Genomic DNA, 17,140 nt, shown 5'->3' with positions numbered 1-17,140 from the left:
CCGGGGGAGGGCTGGGGGCTGAAGGGTTCGCGTGGCTGTCAGACGTCGCCGCACAGCTCGGCCATGCAGCCGAACAGGCCCGGTCCGTCGAGCGGGGGCAGCGCGGGGTCGAGCTCCCGGTAGACGGTGTGGACGTTGACGGCGAGGCGCTCGCTCTCGGCCAGGTCGGCGAAGCGGCCGAGGCGGATGGCGCGCGCGGCGTCCATGACCGGCATGCCGGCGGTGAACCGGGCGTGGGCCTGCTCGTGGACGAATTCGAGGTAGTCGCGGATCTCGCGGACGGCTTGTTTGGTGGTGACCGGGCCGTGGCCGGGCACGATGATGTCGGCGTCGAGCCCGAGCAGGAGGTCGCAGGCGGCGAGCCAGCGGGTGAAGGGACCGTGCCAGACGATCGGTGTGGCGCGGGCGAACACGATGTCGCCGGTGAAGACGGTCCCGGCCGAAGGCACGTGGACGATCGTGTCTCCCGCGCTGTGCGCGGGGCCGACGTCGATGAGGCGGACTTCCGTGCCGCCGATGTCCAGGACGGTCTCGCCGTCGAAGACCCGGTTCGGCAGGACCGGTTCGATGCCGGTGTAGTCGAAGCGGCCGAAGATCCGGCGGGCGAAGTGTCCGGCGGGGCTGTCCAGGCCGGTCAGCGTGAGCATCTCGGCCGGACCCACCTGCCGCATGTCGGCCATGGAGCCGCGGGCCGCGATGATCTCGGCGTGGGCCACCAGCTGGTTGCCGAACCAGTGATCGCCGTTGCCGTGGGTGTTGACCACGGTGGAGATCGGCGCGGCGGCGGTCAGTGGTGTCAGCTCGTCGAGCATGGCCTTGGTCAGCCGCAGGTCGTAAAGGGTGTCGATGAGCAGTGACTCGCCCCGGCCGGTGACCAACCCGGCGTTGCTCATGCCCCATCCGCCGGCGGCCGCGATCCAGGCGTGGCAGCGGCTGCCGAGCCCGACCAGGCCCGTGCGGGAGGTGGCGGAAGCCATGGTGCCTCCTTGTGGCTTCTCACGACGTGGCTTCTCACGACCAACATCGCAGGACTTGGATCCATTGCTGGACTGGAGTCCAACAATGGTCAAGAATCTAGAGAGAAGCCAGGAAGGGGTCAAGAGCCGCGTGGCGCTGTGTTGTACTGGCATCCATGAAGATCGGGGACGCGGCGGACGCGGTAGCCACTGCCGAGGGCGGCGCGACGGTCAGCCGTCACGAGCGCAGGCGCCGGAAACTGCATGGCCAGCTGTACGACGCGGCTGTCGGCCTCTTCGTCGCCCAGGGGTTCGAGGCGACCACCATGGACCAGATCGCCGAGGCCGCCGACGTCGCCCGCGCGACCGTCTTCAACCACTACTCGCAGAAGATCGGCTTCCTTGAGGAATGGGGCGCCCGCCGTCGCGCCCGTGTCGCCGAGATCCTCGGCGCGGAGCACGCCGAGGATCTGCCGGTCGGCGATCGGCTGCGGCGCTACCTCAAGGAGATGGCCGACCTCAACATCGCCTCGCGCGCCGAGACCACCGTCCTCATGGACGCTTCAGCCCGCTACGGCCGCCTCTTGCAGGACCCGTCCCTGGAGGTCGAGCTCGCCCGGATCATCGACAACGGGCGGCGACGCGGAGAGGTCCGGACCGACGTCGACCACGACCAGGCCGGCGCGCTGCTGGCCGCGTGCTACTTCTCCACGATCCTGCGGTGGATCCGCGAGGAACCGGCCCCCTTCGACCTCCACCAGCGCATCGACAGCTCCCTCGACATCATCCTGACGGGACTCCTCGTCAGCCGGTAGAGCGTCGCGGAACCCGGAGCGGTACAAAGCCCAGCGGCCCCAGGCCCTTCCCCACTCCCCCGCACACAGCGGCGTTCCACCCCCACGTGCGGGGGTGGAACGCCGGTGCGCACTCACACACGTCAGGGCTTGGCCGGCTTGACCTTCGTGTCGACGCCGTTCACGCGCACGGTGACCTTTCCGCGATCCCGCGCGCGGTCGGCCACGATCCTGTACGACGTGACCTTCCCGTCCCGCCACGCACAACTGACCTCGTAGCCGCCACGGGCACGGAACCCGGTGAAGGAGCCCTTGGCCTTCCAGCCGTCGGGAAGGGCGGGCAGCAGATGGATGACGCCGTCGTGGCTCTGTAGCAGCATCTCCACCACGGCGCCGGAGATGCCGAAGTTCCCGTCCATCTGGAAGGGCGGGTGGTTGCAGAACAGGTTCGGCAGCGTGTTGTACGTCAGCAGCCCGCGCAGCATGATCTGGGCGCGGTGTCCGTCGCCGAGGCGGGCGAAGAGGGCGGCTCGCCAGGGCCAGGTCCACGAACGGCGACTGTCGCCCGACACCGTCGCGGCGGTGAAGGGCACACCGTCCTTCTCACCGCACCGCGCCTTGAGCGAGACCAGGGCGGCGGCCGCGAAGTCCGCTGCCCTCGGGGTGATCTGACGGCCGGGATAGACGGCGAAGAGGTGCGAGGTGTGGCGGTGGATGTCCGTCGGGCTGTCGATGTCCTCCTGCCATTCCTGCAACTGCCCCCATTTTCCTATCTTGTTCGGCGCGAGGCGCGCCTGCATGTCCGCGACCTTCGCCCGGTAGGCGGGGTCGGCCTTGAGCACCGCCTCGCAGTCGAGGTAGTTCTGGAACAGGTCCCAGATGATCTGCTGGTCGTACATGACGCCGTCCTCGCGCGGCCCGTGCTCGGGGGACCAGCCGTTCGGCGCGACGAGGAGCCCGTCCTCGCGCTCCTTGAGGTGGTCCTCCCAGAACTCGCAGATCTCCTTGATCATCGGGTGTGCGACCGTGCGGAGGTAGTCCAGGTCCTGGGTGAACGCCCAGTGCTCGTAGAGGTGTTGGGCGTACCAGGCGCTGGCGACGGTGTTCCACTCCCACGCGTTGCCGCCGAAGACGCTCTGGCTGGTGCGGGCGGTCCAGCCACGCGTGTCCGCGCCGAAGGCGTTGCGGGTGGCCACCCGGCTGGGTACGGCGACCTGCCTGACGAACTCCACGAGCGCCGCGTGGCACTCCGGCAGGTTCGTGGTCTCGGCTCCCCAGTAGTTCATCTGGATGTTGATGTTGGTGTGGTAGTCGGACGCCCAGGCGGGCGAGTTGCTGTCGTTCCACAGGCCCTGGAGGTTGGCGGGCAGACCGTCCGGGCGGGAGGAACTGATCAGCAGGTACCGGCCGTAGTCGAACATCGCCTGTTCGAGGGTCGGGTCGTCGCCGCCCGCCGCGTAGCGCGCCAGCCGGGCCTGGGTCGGCAGGGCGACGACGGTGTCGGCGGAGCTGCCCCAGCCGACGGAGACCCGGTTCATGAGAGCGCGGATCTGCGCGGTGTGCTCGTCGCGCAGCGCGCCGTACGACCGCTTGGCCGCCTTGGCCAGCGCCTTGTCGACGGCCGCCCGCGGCTCGGCTCCGCGCCATCCGGCGGCGGCGTCGAGCTTGTAGTCGGTACGGGCGTCCAGCAGCAGGGTCAGCGTCGTGCAGCCGGTGAACCCGAGCGCCGAGCCGTCGGCGCTCAACTCGCCGTCGGTGTGCAGCACTTGGACGGCGCACGCGTGCTGGAGGCCGTTGCCCATGACCCCGTGGAAAGCGAGCCGTCCGGCGTCGACGGTTGTCGGGACTCCGTCCTGCGCGGACGCCAGGGAGATCGTCCCGGAGAGTCCCCGCGCCCGCTCCGAGGTGTACCGGAAGACCATGACATCGGCGGAACGGCTGGCGAAGGCCTCCCGCCGGAACCGCTGCCCCGGAGCGCCGAAGCGGGTGACGTGGACCCCTTTGCCGAAGTCCAGGGCACGCTGGTAGTCGACGACCGTGGTCTGCGTACGGGTGTCGAACTGCGCGCCCTCCAGGACGACTTCAGCGATCTGGAAGCCGGTGGACGACTCGCCGGGGGTGAAGGTGAGCCGATAGGTGCGGTACACCGTGGTGTTGGCGATCGGGAAGGTCCGGGTCTCGCCGCGCGCCGCGAAGGGCGTCGCGGGGTTCTGCGTGTCGAGGGTCACCCACGCCTGCCCGTCCTGCGAGGCCTGGAGGGTCCACCGCCGGGCGTCGTCCCGCGGCCGGTCCGGGGCGGCCGTCAGGGTGTACGAGGTGACGGCGACCGCGTCGGCCAGATCGGCCTGCCATACGACCGCCTTCGTGGCGCCGGCGACCCGCCAGACCGTGCCGGGATCGCCGTCCACCGAACGGGAGATGCCCGCGTGTCCGCTCGGCGAGGACAGATACACCGGGCCGACGCCGCTGCCGAGTTCCACGCCCGACAGACCGATCTCGCTCACCTGGAAGTGACTGACCCCCGCCTCGGGGACGAAATCGAACCGGTAGAAGCGGTACGACCCGCTCGCGGCACAGGTGAACTCCTTTGTCTGGAACCGGCTTTCGAAGGGCGCCGTCAGGATCCGGTCGTCCAGCGTGGTCCAGTTCGACCCGTCGGCGGAACCGGACAGCGTCCACTGCTGCGGGTCGCGCTCGGGCACGTCGTTGGCACTGGTCAGCCGGTAGGACGTGACCTCGACGGGGTCCGGAAGCTCAACCTGCCACTGCACCTTCGAACCCGGCCCCTCGATACACCACTTGGTGCTCGACGTACCGTCGTAGGACTTGTCCACCCCCTCCGACGAGGAGGAGCTGTACGGCCCTCCCGGCGCCGTGACCTTCGGCCGGACACGAGGGGACCCGAAGGTGACCACCATGTCACCGAAGTTCCGGTACGAACCGAAGCCGTTCATGCCGGTGTCGAAGGCGCTGTCCGGCTGACCGGCGAGGGCGTTGTCGTAGTTGTTGACCCCACCCCACAGGCTCTGCTCGTTGAACTGGACGCGGTCCTCGTAGGGATCGGCGAAGAGCATCGCACCGAGTCGGCCGTTGCCGATCGGCAGCGCCTGAGACTCCCAGTCCGCGGCGGGGACGGAGTACTTCAGCGCCTTGCGCGACAGGACCGGCCACACAGCGGCTGCCGGCCCGGCGCCCTCGGCAGCGGCGGCCGGTCCGGCAAACGGGCCTCCGACCATCTGGGCGGCCAGCGGTGTGAGAGCAAGGGCACCGCCGAACTTGAGAACGCTTCTTCGCTCGAGCGGGGACTCATGAGTCACGGAAGATCTCCCAGGCAGTGGTCGGGTCTTCTTTACCGAGGGCGGCTCGGCCTCCTCGGCCTCCTCGGCGTCCGTCGAAGGCAGCGCCATCATCACCAGGCGATAGATAGGATGTCTATAGGGGTGCAGCACTGCGACACCACAACTGCCCTACCACTTCGGCACATTCGCACCTAATACATAGGAGGTATGCGTCGGACCGGTCGGCCGCACACCCACGTCGACCGGGTGCGCGAGGCCCACGCGCCGTCCTCGGCGCCGTGATCGCGCTACGGCCGACGGCGCGTTCTGGCGTGCCGTGTACCACCGGCCGAGCGGGCGATATCTCCTGCTCGCCGTCCGACAGGCCCGGCAGAACCGGAGGCCGGCGCCATCCGCAGGGCAAGGTGTCGGATGCCCGCGCGGGCACAGATCGCGACGCAGGAGCCCGGCCCGTGAACGCGGATCCGGGACGCAGGACACCAACACACCGTGTGGTCCGGGTCTGGGTCCAAGTCTGGGTCCGGGTCGGCGTCCCCTGCGTCCCCGGATCAACGACCTCAGGAGCATCCCTTGCCCTTCCTGTTCACTTCACCCTCCATCAGCGCCACTGTGCGGATCGCGGCACTGCTGGTCTCACCGGCCCTGGTGATGGGCAGCGCGCTGATCGCCGCCCCGGCCGCCCATGCGGCCGACCCGACCGGATCGTGGAGCAGTTCGACGCCCGGCACTTACGACAACGTCGCGGCCATCCCCGCCGGCTCGCTCGTCACCGTCGAGGTCGGAGGCGCAGGCGGAGCGGGCGGCGCAGGCGGCGACGACCTCGCGCACAACGGCGGGGGTGGTGGCGGTGGCGGCAGTGTCACCTGTGAGTTCGTCACGGCTGCCGATGTCCAACTGGGCGCTTTCGTGGGTGGCGGCGGCGCTGGAGGGCAGATGCCGGGGAGTGGCGGCGCGGGCGGGACCGGCGGGTCCGGCGGCGGCCAGAACGGACAGGACTACCCGGCGGGCGGTGGAGGCGGAGGCGGCGGAGGGGCATCCAGCGTGTCGGGTCCCGACAGCCTGAGCATCCAAGCCGCCGGCGGTGGCGGCGGAGCTTCCGGCGGTGTCCCCGAGGATGAGACCGGAGGCGGAGGCGGTGCCGGCGGTGGAAGCACCGGCGGTGCGGGCGGCTCTCCGAAGATCCACGATGGCCCCCGAGCTGGCGGTGGCGCAGGCGGCGCGACCAGCGTCAGCGACGGCGCGTGCACCGAGAGCGAGCTGCCCGGAACCGGCGGCCGAGGCTCCGCCAGCACCGCGGACAGGCCCGGTCCCGGCGGTCGCAGTGACCTGGGCGGCCGGGGCGGCGCGGGTGGCGCCGGTGCCTCCTACGGCGACGGCACCCACGGCGGCAACGGCCAGGTCAGCATCACCTGGAAGCCCGAGCAGTAGTCCGCAGCCCCGCCGGACGAGAGCGTGAGATCACGTCCGGCTCCGGATCACCTCAGTTCCTCGTGGTGGCCCTGCGAGGGATGAGTCATGATGCGGCGATGAGCGTGCGGCATCCGCAAGACGTCGGCCAAGCACACGTCGTGGCCCGCTATGTCTCGAACAACCGGCGATATATGAAACTTCTGGGCGGTGGTTTTCTCCGTCTCGGCGAAGCGGAGCGGCTGCGTTCGTTGGCTTGTCGGGGTGGCTCGACGGCTTGAATGGCGGGAGCGCATCGGAGAACTGCTGCTGGCCGGCGAGCTGACGTACGCGGGTCAGGGCTACTGCTTCACGCTCGCCCGGTTCGCTGTTCAGGCCGACGCGGAGATCTTGGTGTCGTACATGGAGTGGGGGCTCTGCTGCGGCTGGACTCCTAGTTGGGCTGATGCGTCCAGGAACGCGATCGACACCTGGTGTGACCTCTGGGAAGCGTGATCGCGTTCGCCCTCTCACGTTCCTGGTCTGATGGCTGCCGCTCTCTCATATTGCACAGGTCTGGTCACCGGTTCGCAACGGACGATGTCCGGGTGATCGAAAACGCGGCAGCGTGGCTGAATATGGTCTCTCCAGCTCACCCGGCTACACAGGTAGCCGCTGCCACCACCCTGGGGGACACATCATGATGATCACGCATCGCCGCAGACGGATCGCGTTCCGGACGCTCGCCCTGAGCGCATGCGCGGCCGGTGTCCTGGCGCTCACCGCCTGCTCCTCCGCGTCCTCGGACACGGAGGGTTCGGCGGCGGCCGTCACTCCCTCAAGCGCCAAGGACGGTAACGGCACCGAGGCGACCTCATCCGCCAACGCACTGCCCGCCGGGAAGGTCTCGCCGTCTCCCGACAGCAAGGTGCCCTCCGCCCAGGCATCCGCGAAATCACCGGCGGCATCGGCGGTGGACTCACCGATCGCTGCCGGGTCCGGTGGCGAGGACGACGGCTGCGACCACAAGATGCCCATCTCGCCAGACGAGATCGCTGTCTACCGTTACACACCCGAGGGCGGATCCCTGAGCCTGATCATCAGGCACGGCAACTGGGGCTGCGGCACCCCGGATTCCGACGGCGCGCCGTTCGAGACAGTCGGCAAGGAGACCTATCTGCCCCTGGATCAGGCCGCGCACATCACCGTCACCGACCCCATCGTGGCGAGCACCGAGAACCAGCCCATCGGCGTCCAGGAGTTCCTGGACTGGCTGGAAGCACACCCCGACAGCGGCCTGGTTTTCCAGTACCACCTCGGCGCGGACGGAGCCATCGACCAGCTTGAGCAGGTCTTCACCCCCTGACGCGAAAGCGGACTAAGCGGACTAGGCAGCTGAGGTGGGCGAGGTGGAACAGCCTCCCCACCGTCACTTGAAAGCTCAACTGTGCACCGCTTCGGTGAAATCCGGGTCAGCAACGGAATCAGAGTGCTAGACATCGGAACGATCTGATCCGAACAACGCACTGTGACCGTCTCGTTGAGGAGAGTGTCGAACACGAGGCGGATCCGAGCCGATAGGACGACCGTGTCGCACACCCCCACTGCCACGGGCCGAAGATTCGCTGCCCGCAACCTCCGTGTGGCCCAGAAACTTCAGGCCATCCTGCTGATCCCGGTACTCGTCGCCCTCGTCCTCGGCAGCGTACGAGTCAAACGCTCCGTCGACACCTGGCAGACCGCCAAGGACGCGGTCCGCGTGGCGGAACTCGTCCAGGCGGCGAACACCTACGCCAGCGACGCCATCAACGAACGCGACGTCTCCGTCATCCCGTTGGTGAAGGGCGAGCGCGACTCCGACATCATCGCCGAGGCCCGGCAGATCACCGACCAGGACGCGAAGAAGTTCGACGAAGCGGTCGCCCGCATGCCGAGAACCGCCAGCCTCGAGCGCCGGGTCGAACTCGTCCGCGCGGGCGAGAAACGGCTCGCCTCGGTACGTGCCGACGCCTTCACCGCCAAGCTGACCGGCGTGCAGACCGAGGAGAGCTACCACGCCGTCCAGCACCCGCTGATGGAGGTCTCCAACGAGCTCGGCTTCGGCATCACCAGTCAGGCCACCCTCGGCCGCACGCTGTACGCCATCTCGCTCACCCAGGCGGCCGAGTCACTGATCCGCGCCATCGGGACCCACCTCCTCGTCGAGGACCGGAGCAAGCTCGCCCTGGGTGAACTCCAGGCCCAGATCGCCTCGTTCAGCTCCTACATCTACCTAGAACAGATCGCGCTCCAGGAGTTCGCCGGTTTCGCCGGCACCGACGACGTGGCCCGGTTACGCAAAGCACTCGCCGACGCGCAGGCGACGGGGCGGCAGCAGATCGCTGAGGCCCGGACGCGGGCCGAGGTGGCCGGGCGGACCTTCGTCCCCCCGCCGTCTCTGGACGAGATGGCCACCGCCATCGCCTCCGGCGCGACAGCGACACGACTCGCCGAACGGGGCATCACGCCCGAGACGTTCTTCGCCGCCTCCACCCTCAGCTTCGACGCCTACCGCAGCGTCGAGGTGTACCTCACCGGCACCGCGCTGGCCGAGGCCCACGACATCGCCGACGACGCCCGCAACGACGCCCTCGTCAACGCGGCACTCGTGCTCGCCTCCATCCTCGTCGCCTTCCTCCTCGCGACCTGGGTGGCCCGCACGATGAGCACCAGCATGCACCGCCTCAGCGCCTCCGCCCACGCCATCGCCGCGGAGCGGCTGCCCGCCCGGCTGACCCAGCTCACCCGCGCCGTCCCCGGCCGGGTGTACCCCGACGTCGAACCCATCCCCATCACCAGCACGGACGAGATCGGGGAAGTCGCCCGCGCCTTCGACCACGTCCACCGCGAAGCGGTCCGGCTCGCCGCCGAACAGGCCCAACTGCGCGCCAACATCAACACGATCCTCGGCAACCTGGCGCGCCGCAGCCAGCCCCTCATCGAGCGCCAACTCAGCATGATCTCCGACCTGGAGCGCAGGGAAGCCGACCCCGACCAGCTGGAGAACCTCTTCCAGCTCGACCACCTCGCCACACGTGTGCGCCGCAACGGCGAGAACCTTCTCGTGCTCAGCGGCGAGGCTCCCGCCCAGCAGTGGGACCAGCCCATGACTCTCGTCGACATCGTCCGCGCCGCGGTCTCGGAAGTGGAGCAGTACGAACGCATCCAGCTCTCCGGCATCCCGGAGGCCCAGATCGACGGGCGCGCCATCAACGACTTGGTCCACCTGCTCGCCGAACTCCTGGAGAACGCCGCGGCCTTCTCCTCCCCGCACGTCCCGGTCCACATCACCGCCGCACGGCTGCCCGACGGCCGGACCATCCTCGAGATACACGACCAGGGCATAGGTCTGCCCCACGAAGAGCTCGCGGACATCAACCGCATCCTTGCCGACCCGCCCACCGTCGACGCCGCGATCTCCCAGCGCATGGGCCTTTTCGTGGTGGGCCGACTGGCCGACCGCCACGGCATCCGCGTTCAGCTACGCCCCTCCGAGGAGAAACAGGGAACCACGGCGCTGGTGATGCTGCCCGAAACGATCACCCATCGAGTGCCGGACGAGGAACCCGACGCCGACACCATGGCCCTGGTCGCCTTCGTGGACAGCCCCTTCATCAAGGACGCCCCACACACCGACAAAACGTGGGGCAACGATCCGTCCTGACGCAGGCGGTCCGGTCAAGGAGCTCAAGCCGTACGGCCGCTACGAGGTCGCCGTGCCTCGACCATGACCGGAGCTCGCCCGCTCAAGAGGTCCGCGCCCAACCCTTTTTCGTCCATCTGCCGTCGGCGGTGCTGACGGACGCGGGCGGGCGGGCCATCGAAGCACTGCTCGCAGTTCGATGACCCGTCCGTTCACCCGTGCGCCCTTCCTACGGAGGGGCCCCGGGAGGCGAACTCGGTCAGGTGAGCCAGCTGTTCGCGGCGCACCCGGAGCTCTGCACCCAGCGGTGGGAGGCGATATGGGTGGGCGCACTGCCGCTCGTGTACACGTTGTCGGTCACGTCGTCCGCGTACAGCTCGTACGGCGAGAGGCAGACGTACCCGTGTTCGTACGCATAGTTGAGCGCAAGGTAGAAGGCGACGACGTCGTTGCCCCCGATCGTGCCGTTGTTGGCGACGGACTTCGGCTGGTTCCAGTCGTTGCCCTGGAAGGGCCCCGAGGCGTCGCTCCAGTCGGGGTCGTTGCCGGGGGTCACTCCGAGAAGCGTGCCCGTGCAGTCGAACCCGTTCCAGGCGCGGACGTTGCCGTCGCGGCCGTGGCTGCTCCACTCCGCATCGCAGTACTGGCCCTGTTCCGCCGCATGGGCGGAGGCTGGGACGGCGAGTCCGAGGGCCATCAGGCCCGTCGCCGCGATGGCCGTGGTCAACTTGCGCATGCGCACTCCTATTTGTCTGCCTCGTCGGAGGTGTACTGATCCACGGTGGTGACCATGGACGTGGTGTCGCGACCGTGCGCCGCCATCACGGGAGATCGTGAACGGGGCTCTCACGTACGCGGTTCGACGACCTTCGCGGCGCGGGCGAGCGCCCGGAGCTGGAGACGCGCATAGGTGCCGAGGTCGCTGCCGTAGCGGCCGCGCAGCTTGTTGACGTAGTGGGACTCGCGCTCGTTTCCGATGGACCGCAGCGACGTGTTCTTCGCGCACGTCGCATCGGCGACGGCAAGCTTGCGCTCCGCCTCGAACGCCTTGCCAGGGCCGATCTTCAGGCCCTTCTCGACGGCTGCCTGTCGGGCCATTTGCGGAGTGCGGTACGTGTGGCCGGAACGTGCCATGCACCGGGACCAGGACGCCAGCGCCGCGGTGAATCGTTTGTCGGCCAACAGCTCGGGGACGTAGAGGGGTTGCAGACCCATCACCGTCTTCTCCGCACGGAACCAGGCCACCCGGTCTCCGTAGAGCTGTTTCTCCGCCTCCGCCACGCAGCCGCCCACGCGCTTGCGGACCGTCCCGCCGGTGGGCACCTCGGCCGTGATCACGGGGGCGTCGATGCCTTCGTCCAGGGCCTTGTCGTAGGCCGCACGTCGCCCGTCGGAGAGGTCCTTGCGGTAGGCGACGTTCCTGTTGGTCAACCGGGCCCGCTCGTGCTTGGCCTCGATACGGCTGCCGTAACCGTGCTCGTTCGCCCAGGCGACATCGTCCGTGACCCAGCCGAGCGTGCGGCTCTCCTCCAGGCCCAGCCGCTCCGCCTCCCAGAACTCGAAGCCCTTGCGCGCCATACAGCGTTTGATCAACCGCTGCTGGGCATCCGCGATACGCAACTGCTCGGCGTCGGTCAGCTCTCGCAGTCCCGCGCTCGCGGCCGGGGTTCCCCGGTCCGTCCCGGACTGCTTCTCATCCTCCTTGTGCGGGCCGCACCCCGTCGTGACCATGCCCAGAGCCATCATCGCTACGAGCGCGGCAGCGCACGTGCGCTTCATGAACACCCACTTCCCCCGACGCGGCGCGTAGTCCCGGTCCGCAGTCGACCTGCGGACCGAGAGCAACGTATGCGACTACACGCCGCCTGCCGTCCTGACATCTGTCAGGACGACCGAACGCCCGGTGTCTCACCGCGAACAGCCGGTCACCCGGGACATCGATACATCGCGGCGCCGGGCCTCTTCGGCTGATGGAACGACACGGTCGGCCACGAGGTCATGCCGGTGACGATCCGGAGTCCGCACGCACCCCGTTTCCGGGGCCGGGTGGAGTTCGTCGGACTCTCGCGCGGCCAGGTCGCGGCCTTCGACTTCTCCCCGCTGACCGCCCTGCGCTCCCCCGCCCACATCCGCCGCCGGGACCCCGAGGACTACTTCCTGGACAGGGGCGCTCGCGCCAGCCTGACCCTCCTCCGTGTCCCCCGTGCCCTGCTCCGCTTGGTCGACCATCGCGCCGACCGCATGCTGGCCGAGCCGCTGCCCAGCGCATCCGCATCGGCGTGGACCTGGCCGGCTCTCTCCTCGCGACGCGCTACAGGGACCAGGACTCGCTGCCCACCGAGACCCGCACAACGGCGCTCCTCGCCCGGATCAGCGCCTTCATCGACCACCACCTCACCGACGCGGCTCTGGACCCGACGGCCATCGCCGCCTGAAGCACGCCCGCGCCGACCTCACGGACCCACGCCTGCGCCACCGCACGATCGGTGAGACAGCACTGCGCCGGGGATTCCGTCAACCCGCGGACTTCAGCCGGGCCTTCCGCAGGGCCTACGGACACGCGTCGAGCGAGGTCCGGACCTCGCTGCGCTGAATGTGCAGGATCTCCGCGCAGGTGCCAGTGGTGCCGCCTGATCCTTCCGCCTGTCCGCACGGAGAATCGAGACGAACATTGCGTCCTGCTCGGCTGATAAATCGGATCGTCGACGACGACGCCGGTAACGGTCCCAAGGAACGGACCCCCTCGTCGAAACCGTCGGACACGGCCCTCGGCCCCGCCTCGCGGATACGACCCGATGCCGAGATTCAGCGCACAGGAACGGCACTTCCCCGGAGACCTGAACCGGGCGACGCTGGAAGGGACCACCGCGTGGATCACCGGGGAAAGGAACCCGGAATCTCACCGCTCTTCTCCTCCCGGTCTCCACACCCGGCAGCGGGACCGACACCGATCAGGACATGTCGGTTCTCGGCGCGGACGACGGGATGGCGATCGTCGCCCTGACCGAGAGCGGCACCTGGGGCGAAGAGCGGCTGTACGGACTCCACGTGAGCGACGGCGAGTCCACCGCCGACCGAGGACGGCCCTCTGATGCTGGACGCACGCACCGACAAGGACAGAACCGGGCGCCTGCCCGACGTCCCGGACCCGGTCAACTCCTACGTGAGGCTCTTCCAGGGGGACGACGACAGCTACGAGGGCGAACCGCCGACAACCGTACGCCGAACGGCGGGCTGACCCCGTGAGCGCCGGGCACCCTGGTCCGGGGACGCCTACGCCACCGGCCGCCAGCCGGAGGGCCGAGACGGCGGCCCTCGTGACCGCGTTCACCGGGCTACTACGACCGTTTCAGTTGCTGCACCAACGAGCACTACAAGAGCCTCACCGTCACCGTCGGCCTCCACGACGACAGCACGGCGTATCCGACCACCGTGACGTTCCTGAGCGGCGAGGACGGCGAGAGGACGCTCAAGCGCGTGAACGTCGCGCTCGGTGATCCAGTTCCTCACCCCCTTTGACGGACGCCCCCACGCGATGTCGTTTCCGTCCAAGACGTTCGTGCCGGCCGCGATCTAGCCTGATCCCAGCAGCTCGGCCGTGATGAGGAGACAGTAAATGCGTACCTTGGTCTACACCGGATTCATGTCGCTCGACGGCGTTCTGGACTCGCCCGGCGGGACCGAGGAAGGGCACCGTAGTGGTGGTTGGGTGGTGCAGGATCTGGAGTTCGTCCCGGAGGCCTGGTCGCTGAAGGGCGAGGAGCTCGCCGACACGACGGCGCTGATGTTCGGCCGCCGCAGTTACGAGGCCTTCGCGTCGGTCTGGCCCGCGTCGGAGGACCACGCCGCCTACAAGGAGCTGCCCAAGTACGTGGTGTCGAGCACGCTGTCGGAGGACGCGCTCGTCGATGGGTGGGGGCCGACGACGATCCTGCGTACGACGGAGGATATCGCGAAGCTGAAGGAGGGCGAGGGCGGCTCCGTGTTCATCCACGGAAGCGCGGAGCTGGCGCGGCGGCTGTCGGAGGCGGGGCTGATCGACCAGTACAACCTGCTCGTCTTCCCTGTGCTGCTCGGTGCCGGCAAGAGCCTGTTCCACCGGGCCGACCGTGACAAGCAGATGCTGTCGCTGCGGGAGTCGGAGAGCTACTCCAACGGGATCCTGAAGCTGGTCTACGACGTCGAGCGCTGATCCAGGTCGAGCGCGATCGCGCCGCCAATGCCGTCCCGCAGTTGTCCGACGGTGCGTCCCACGTAGGTGCGCAGTGCCCGGGCGAGGTGCGGCTCGTCGAAGTACGCGAGCTCGGCGACGACGTCGGCGGCCGTGTCGCCGGCCGCCAGTGACTCCGCCGCCGTACGGGCCCGTTCGATCTGCCGGACGGCGCCCCGTGTCAGGCCGGTGGCGGTTCGGAAACGGCGTTCGACGGTCCGTCCCGACACGGCCGGGTCATGTCCTCGCAGGACATCGGCGACGAGCGGGTCACGCACCACGATCCCGGCCTTCACCAGTCGCTCCACCAGAGCCTCGGCGTCATCGGCACCCGGGGTCTGCCAGCGCGCGCCGTCCAGCCGGAACGTGCGGCGTGTGGTGTCGGGGAGTTCGACGCCCCCGTCGACCAACTCCGTTGTGGGCAGGGCCCGCAGCGAGGTGCCCACGGCGAAGTCGATGCCGGTGAAGACGGCGCCCTCCGGGACCGGTGCCGTGCTCGTACGGGTCTCGGGGCCGGTGACGGCCGCGTGGGACCGGCCGTCCTGCTCCCAGAACACCACGCCCCAGCGCACCCCCGCGACGGACGTCATCGTGGTGACCTGCTCGCTGGTGCAGGTCCAAACACTGTCGACCCACGGCGAGTCGGACCGGCGTATCTCGAAGCGCAGCTGCACGAGCGCAGGATACGCGGCACGGAGATCCCGGAAGTGAGCGCTCGGACCTCCTCGCCTGTGGAGCGGTGCCCGGCTACGGAGTGTCCGATTATCACCGCTCCGCCGTAAATGCATGGACTGGGAGCCTTGTTCGACGGGACACTAGCCCGCTTCCTCACCCCCGGGAGTGTGATGGGCACCTCTGACGCCTACGGCTCGGCGCCTGGCAGGAGTGCGGTCCTGCTGGCTCTGCGCCACTACAACCTCGAACTCCTGCGGTTACGTTGGCTGGCGCTGCCCGCGCTGCTGCTTCCGGCCCTGGGCAACATCGGCATCCGTTACATCGCCCCCTTGCTGATCGCCAAGCTGGCGGGGCAGGCCGCCTCCGACGGCGGCCTCACCCTCGGCACCGCATCGCCGTACCTGCTGAGCTTCGGGGTGACGCTGCTGCTCTCCGAGGCCGTGTGGCGGGTCGGGCAGCACTGTCTGAACCGGGTGGCCGCGCTCGGCATGGAGCACCTCTACGTCGACGGCATGGACGAACTCCTGGCCAAGGACGCGGCGTTCTTCCACGACAACTTCGCGGGCTCCCTCACCAAGCGGGTGCTGAGTTACGGGAAGCGTTTCGAGGACTTCATCGACACGATGACGTACCGGATCGTGGGCAGTCTGGTGCCGTTGCTGTTCGGTGCCGCGGTGCTGTGGACGTACTCACCGATGCTGGTCGCCGGTCTGCTCGTGATGATGGCACTGACCCTGGTGGCCGCGACGCCGCTGATCCGGCGTCGGCAACGGCTGGTCAACGCGCGGGAGGCGGCGATCGCCCGCGTCTCCGGCCATGTCGCCGACAGCCTCATGAACATGGAGACCATCCGGGCGTTCGCGGCCGAACGACGGGAAGGAGCCGAGCACCGCAGCCGCGTCGCGGAGTCCCGACGGCTGACTCTGCGGTCGTGGGACTACGGCAACCTGCGCGTCGACACCGTCATCGCGCCGATGTCCGTCGCCACCAATGTGCTGGGCCTGGTGATGGCGATCGCGTTCGGTGGTCCGGGACTGGGGGTGGAGGGCGTCATCGTCGCCTTCACCTACTACTCCCAGGCGACCGAGATCATGTTCGAATTCAATCAGATATACCGGCGCCTGGAGAGCTCGATGACCGAGGCGGCGCAGTTCACGGAGCTGCTGCTGGATCCGCCGACCGTGCTCGACCCGCCCAAGCCGGAGCCGCTCGCTCCGTGTGACTCCGGTGTCCGCTTCGACCACGTCACGTTCGCGCACGCGGGCGCGGCGCCGATCTTCGAAGGGCTCGACCTGGACGTGCCCGCGGGTGCGCGGATCGGGCTGGTCGGCCGGTCCGGCGGCGGCAAGACCACCCTCACCCGTCTCCTGCTGCGGATGTCGGACATCGACGGCGGACGCATCCTGATCGGCGGCCAGGACATCAGGCGGCTGCGCCAGAGCGACCTGCGGTCACTCATCGCCTACGTCCCGCAGGAACCCGCCATGTTCCACCGCCCGCTGCGGGACAACATCGCCTTCGCCCGGCCCGGCGCGACGGACGAGGAGATCCTCGCGGCGGCCGAGGCGGCGCATGTCACGGAGTTCGCCGAGAAGCTCCCCGACGGCTTCAGGACCCTGGTGGGCGAACGAGGGGTGAAGCTGTCGGGCGGCCAGCGTCAGCGCGTCGCCCTGGCCCGCGCCATCCTGCGGGACGCACCGGTCCTCCTCCTCGACGAGGCGACCAGTGCGCTGGACTCCGAGAGCGAGATCCTCATCCAGGACGCGTTGTGGCGACTGATGAAGGGGCGCACAGCGCTCGTGGTCGCACACCGGCTGAGCACCGTCGCGGGCATGGACCGTCTCGTCGTACTGGACCACGGGAGCGTCGTCGAACAGGGAACCCACGAGGAGTTGCTCGCGGGGCAGGGCACGTACGCCAGGTTGTGGAGGCACCAGTCGGGCGGCTTCCTCGGCGACAGTGCCCGGCGGGACTCCGACCCTCAGCTACCGGCGGCCGACTCGGTGCCGGACGACGACCACACTCTGCCGTCGCCCGCCGGCACGCAATCCGTGTGACCGCGACACTCCCTGGACGGGACGCGCCGACTGCCGTGTACCGCACCGTAGGGCTGTGACCTATGAAGGGGCGTCCCCCCT

General features: G+C 69.0%; 13 protein-coding genes and 1 pseudogene. 9 read left to right on the top strand and 5 right to left on the bottom strand.

Translation table 11 applies throughout. The features are described 5' to 3' along the window. Positions 1-38 precede the first annotated feature (38 nt). On the bottom strand, positions 39-977 hold the full coding sequence (locus tag HLK59_RS29040) for an MBL fold metallo-hydrolase (RefSeq protein ID WP_171144500.1): 939 nt from the start codon (positions 975-977) through the stop codon (positions 39-41). Between the two features lie 155 nt (positions 978-1,132). Here HLK59_RS29040 and HLK59_RS29035 point away from each other — a divergent pair, with 155 nt between their 5' ends. Further along, positions 1,133-1,771: a TetR/AcrR family transcriptional regulator gene (locus tag HLK59_RS29035; protein ID WP_171144499.1), complete on the top strand. Its 639-nt coding sequence runs from the start codon at positions 1,133-1,135 to the stop codon at positions 1,769-1,771. A gap of 122 nt (positions 1,772-1,893) precedes the next feature. On the opposite strand, the gene HLK59_RS29030 is transcribed toward HLK59_RS29035, so the two are convergent. Further along, positions 1,894-5,067: a glycoside hydrolase N-terminal domain-containing protein gene (locus HLK59_RS29030; protein ID WP_171144498.1), complete on the bottom strand. Its 3,174-nt coding sequence runs from the start codon at positions 5,065-5,067 to the stop codon at positions 1,894-1,896. Positions 5,068-5,619: 552 nt separating this feature from the next. Between HLK59_RS29030 and HLK59_RS29025 the strand changes: the two genes are divergently transcribed. The 4 genes and pseudogenes from HLK59_RS29025 to HLK59_RS29015 all read left to right on the top strand — a co-directional run bounded on the left by HLK59_RS29025 (position 5,620) and on the right by HLK59_RS29015 (position 10,138). After that, a complete protein-coding gene (locus HLK59_RS29025) occupies positions 5,620-6,477 on the top strand; it encodes a hypothetical protein (protein WP_171144497.1) in 858 nt (285 codons plus the stop codon). Positions 6,478-6,666: 189 nt separating this feature from the next. Further along, positions 6,667-6,804: pseudogene (locus tag HLK59_RS52455) on the top strand (DUF6000 family protein); the annotation flags it as partial. Between the two features lie 331 nt (positions 6,805-7,135). Beyond that, entirely contained in the window at positions 7,136-7,801 is a 666-nt protein-coding gene (locus HLK59_RS29020) for a hypothetical protein (protein WP_240982694.1), read from the top strand. Between the two features lie 276 nt (positions 7,802-8,077). Further along, the gene (locus HLK59_RS29015) at positions 8,078-10,138 is read left to right on the top strand and encodes a nitrate- and nitrite sensing domain-containing protein (RefSeq protein ID WP_171144496.1); all 2,061 of its coding nucleotides are present in this window, start codon (positions 8,078-8,080) and stop codon (positions 10,136-10,138) included. A gap of 238 nt (positions 10,139-10,376) precedes the next feature. Here the strand turns inward: HLK59_RS29015 and HLK59_RS29010 are convergent, their stop codons facing one another. Further along, on the bottom strand, positions 10,377-10,853 hold the full coding sequence (locus HLK59_RS29010; protein WP_171144495.1) for a hypothetical protein: 477 nt from the start codon (positions 10,851-10,853) through the stop codon (positions 10,377-10,379). A 110-nt stretch (positions 10,854-10,963) separates the two neighbouring features. Further along, positions 10,964-11,896, bottom strand: coding sequence for a hypothetical protein (locus HLK59_RS29005; protein ID WP_171144494.1), 933 nt, complete (start codon positions 11,894-11,896; stop codon positions 10,964-10,966). Between the two features lie 500 nt (positions 11,897-12,396). Here HLK59_RS29005 and HLK59_RS51295 point away from each other — a divergent pair, with 500 nt between their 5' ends. The 3 genes from HLK59_RS51295 (at position 12,397) to HLK59_RS28990 (ending at position 14,309) form a co-directional block, all read left to right on the top strand. After that, positions 12,397-12,552: a hypothetical protein gene (locus tag HLK59_RS51295; RefSeq protein ID WP_240982702.1), complete on the top strand. Its 156-nt coding sequence runs from the start codon at positions 12,397-12,399 to the stop codon at positions 12,550-12,552. Positions 12,553-13,208: 656 nt separating this feature from the next. Continuing rightward, positions 13,209-13,355: a hypothetical protein gene (locus HLK59_RS51285; protein WP_240982693.1), complete on the top strand. Its 147-nt coding sequence runs from the start codon at positions 13,209-13,211 to the stop codon at positions 13,353-13,355. 378 nt (positions 13,356-13,733) lie between these two features. Then, complete coding sequence (locus HLK59_RS28990) at positions 13,734-14,309, top strand: dihydrofolate reductase family protein (protein WP_171144493.1); 576 nt, start codon at positions 13,734-13,736, stop codon at positions 14,307-14,309. On the opposite strand, the gene HLK59_RS28985 is transcribed toward HLK59_RS28990, so the two are convergent. Continuing rightward, positions 14,291-15,001 carry a helix-turn-helix domain-containing protein gene (locus HLK59_RS28985; protein ID WP_171144492.1) on the bottom strand — a complete coding sequence of 237 codons (711 nt, stop codon included), beginning with the start codon at positions 14,999-15,001 and terminating at the stop codon, positions 14,291-14,293. The two genes, HLK59_RS28990 and HLK59_RS28985, sit on opposite strands and share 19 nt — an antisense overlap. Positions 15,002-15,172: 171 nt before the next feature. Here HLK59_RS28985 and HLK59_RS28980 point away from each other — a divergent pair, with 171 nt between their 5' ends. Next, positions 15,173-17,059 carry an ABC transporter ATP-binding protein gene (locus HLK59_RS28980; protein WP_171144491.1) on the top strand — a complete coding sequence of 629 codons (1,887 nt, stop codon included), beginning with the start codon at positions 15,173-15,175 and terminating at the stop codon, positions 17,057-17,059. Positions 17,060-17,140 lie beyond the last annotated feature (81 nt).

The sequence above is a fragment of the Streptomyces sp. S3(2020) genome, from assembly GCF_013044505.1.
GTDB lineage: Bacteria > Actinomycetota > Actinomycetes > Streptomycetales > Streptomycetaceae > Streptomyces.
Note: the sequence above shows the minus strand (reverse complement) of the source record. Positions and strands in the feature narration are given on the sequence as shown.